This window comes from Frigoribacterium sp. CFBP 13707 (assembly GCF_014842245.1).
Lineage (GTDB): Bacteria > Actinomycetota > Actinomycetes > Actinomycetales > Microbacteriaceae > Frigoribacterium > Frigoribacterium endophyticum.
The window spans coordinates 1-2,795 of the sequence record NZ_JACYVL010000030.1 but is presented as its reverse complement, the minus strand read 5'-3'; the positions used below and the strand labels follow the sequence as shown (position 1 = coordinate 2,795).

2 protein-coding genes are annotated in these 2,795 nt (G+C 69.3%); both read left to right on the top strand.

The features are described from left to right. The first annotated feature begins 29 nt into the window (after positions 1-29). Entirely contained in the window at positions 30-1,577 is a 1,548-nt protein-coding gene (mmsA, locus tag IFT45_RS16615) for a multiple monosaccharide ABC transporter ATP-binding protein (protein WP_192129545.1), read from the top strand. An 83-nt stretch (positions 1,578-1,660) separates the two neighbouring features. Then, positions 1,661-2,782, top strand: coding sequence for a multiple monosaccharide ABC transporter permease (gene mmsB / locus IFT45_RS16610; RefSeq protein ID WP_197981555.1), 1,122 nt, complete (start codon positions 1,661-1,663; stop codon positions 2,780-2,782). Positions 2,783-2,795: the final 13 nt, after the last annotated feature.

Here is a 2,795-nt window from a genome sequence, read left to right as displayed (position 1 = left end):
CCGGCTCCCTCGACCCGAAGCGAGAAGACATGAACGACGTCATCCTGCAGATGACCGACATCGTCAAGGAGTTCGGCGCCGTCCGGGCCCTCGACGGCGTCTCGGTGAGCGTGCAGCGCGGCGAGGTGCACGCGATCTGCGGCGAGAACGGGGCCGGCAAGTCGACCCTGATGAAGGTGCTCTCGGGCGTCTACCCGCACGGCAGCTTCGACGGCACGATCGAGATCGACGGCAGCCCCGTCCGCTACTCGTCCATCAACGACTCCGAGCGCGACGGCGTGGTGATCATCCACCAGGAGCTCGCGCTCAGCCCGTACCTCTCCATCGCCGAGAACATCTTCCTCGGCAACGAGGTGCAGCGCGGCGGCGTCATCGACTGGAACCGCACCAACCTCGAGGCCTCCAAGCTGCTGGCCCGGGTCGGCCTCGCCGAGAGCCCGGTCACCAAGGTGCTCGAGCTGGGCGTCGGCAAGCAGCAGCTCGTCGAGATCGCGAAGGCGCTCTCGAAGGAGGTGACGCTCCTCATCCTCGACGAGCCGACCGCGGCCCTCAACGACGACGACTCGGCCCACCTGCTCGGCCTGATCGACCAGCTGCGCGAGCAGGGCATCACGTCGATCATCATCAGCCACAAGCTCGGCGAGATCCGGGCGATCGCCGACACCGTCACGGTCATCCGCGACGGCAAGACCATCGAGTCGTTCCCCGTCGACGACACCCCCGAGATCGAGACCCGCATCATCCGCGCGATGGTCGGGCGCCCGCTCGACAGCCAGTTCCCGCCCAGGGTTCCCGACATCGGAGCCGAGAAGCTCCGCGTCGAGGACTGGACGGTGCACCACCCGGTCGACTCCGAGCGGCTCGTCGTCGACCACGCGTCGTTCCACGTGCGGGCGGGCGAGGTCGTCGGGTTCGCCGGCCTGATGGGCGCCGGGCGCACCGAGCTGGCGATGAGCCTCTTCGGCCGGTCGTACGGCACCGACATCTCGGGCCGCGTCTACAAGGACGGCACCGAGATCCAGACCCGCACCGTCGGCGAGGCGATCAAGAACGGCATCGCCTACGTCACGGAGGACCGCAAGCGCTACGGCCTGAACCTCATCGGCAGCATCACGGTGAACGTCTCGGCCGCCGCCCTCGGCAAGCTCGCCAAGCTCGGCGTCATCGACCGCAACCGCGAGTACGCCGTGGCCGACGACTACCGGAAGCAGATGAACATCAAGACCCCCACGGTCTCGGCGATCGTCGGCAACCTGTCGGGCGGCAACCAGCAGAAGGTCGTCCTGAGCAAGTGGATCTACTCGGGCCCCGACGTGCTCATCCTCGACGAGCCCACCCGGGGCATCGACGTCGGGGCCAAGTACGAGATCTACGGGATCATCGCCGAGATGGCGGCCCAGGGGAAGGCCGTCATCGTCATCTCGAGCGAGCTGCCGGAGCTGATCGGCCTCTCCGACCGGATCTACACCATCGCGGAGGGCCGCCTCACGGCCGAGCTCTCGCGCGCCGACGCCAGCCAGGAAGAGCTGATGCGCCACATGACCGCGACCAGGACCCTAGGAGCAGAAGCCTCGTGACCACCACCGCACCTCCTCGCCCCTCCGCACCGCCGCCGGCACCCGCGCCGGTGCCGGGCGCCAAGCGCCGCCTCCGCATCGACATGCGCCAGTACGGCATCCTCGCCGCGCTGCTCGTGATCGTGCTGCTCTTCCAGGTGCTGACCGAGGGCCGGCTGCTCTACCCCGGCAACGTCAGCAACCTCATCCAGCAGAACGCCTACGTGCTGATCCTCGCGATCGGCATGGTCATCGTCATCATCGCCGGGCACATCGACCTCTCGGTCGGCTCGGTCGTCGCGACCGTCGGCGCCGTCGCCGCGCTCGCCATGAACGACTGGGGCCTGCCGTGGGGCGCCGCCGTCGCGCTCTCGCTGCTCGTCGGCGCGCTGATCGGCGCGTGGCAGGGCTTCTGGGTCGCGTTCGTCGGGATCCCGGCGTTCATCGTCACGCTCGCCGGCATGCTCGTCTTCCGCGGCGTCGCCCTCGTGCTGCTCACCGGCGGCACGATCAGCGGCCTGCCCCGCTCGTTCAACGCGATCGGCTCGGGCACCCTGCCGACCACGGGCCAGCCCGACCTGTTCACGCTCGGCATCGGGCTGCTCGCCTCGGCGGGCCTGATCGCCCAGCAGCTGCGGGCCCGTGCGAACCTCCGCCGCCTCGAGCTGCCCCGCGAGCGCGCGGTGTCGTTCGTGCTGAAGATCGCCATCGCCGTCGCCGCGATCATGTACCTCTGCTACCTGCTGGCGTACAACCGCGGGACGCCGATCATCCTCATCATCCTGGCGACGCTGGTGCTGCTGTACTCGTTCCTGCTGACGCGGACCGTGTTCGGCCGCCACGTCTACGCCATGGGCGGCAACCTGTTCGCCGCGATGATGTCGGGCGTCAAGACGAAGTGGGTCACCTTCGGCATCTTCGTCAACATGGGCCTGCTCGCCGGGCTCGCCGGCGTCGTCAGCACCGCCCGTGCCGGCAGCGCCGTCGCGTCGGCCGGCCAGAGCTTCGAGCTCGACGCGATCGCCGCGGTGTTCATCGGCGGCGCGGCCGTGCAGGGCGGCATCGGCACCGTCGTCGGGGCCGTCATCGGCGGGCTCGTGATGGGCGTGCTGAACCAGGGGCTGTCGATCCTCTCGGTCGACGCCGCGTGGCAGCAGGTCATCAAGGGGCTCGTGCTGCTGCTGGCCGTCGCGTTCGACGTGTACAGCAAGCGGCGCCGCCGGTAGGAGGCGCGGGTCG